Below are 338 nucleotides of genomic sequence, written 5' to 3'. Positions count from 1 at the left end.
ACAAAGGGGCTTTTGTTTTGCAGTAGTGGTTTCTTTTCGTAGAAACCCACCACTGGAAAGACGATGGCTTATCAACTGAGTATGGACAAGTCCTTTTCGATTAAGGCTTTGCACGACAACGGACTCTCCGAGCGTGCAATCTGTGAGTCGCTGGGTGTATCTCGAGGCGCAGTTCGGCGTCATTTGGCCGAAAATTCGTCAAACGATACCAAAGCGCCCACCGGCAAAGCGCCCACCGGGTCGGAGGCTCCAAACAGTACCAAAGCGCCCACCGGGTCGGCTGAGCCTGAGAACAGTGCGGTGGTTCGAGTTTCCCGCAGTTGTTGCGAACGTTTTCG

The sequence above is a fragment of the Schlesneria paludicola DSM 18645 genome (assembly GCF_000255655.1).
Classification (GTDB): Bacteria; Planctomycetota; Planctomycetia; order Planctomycetales; family Planctomycetaceae; genus Schlesneria; species Schlesneria paludicola.
This window is presented reverse-complemented; position numbering follows the sequence as displayed.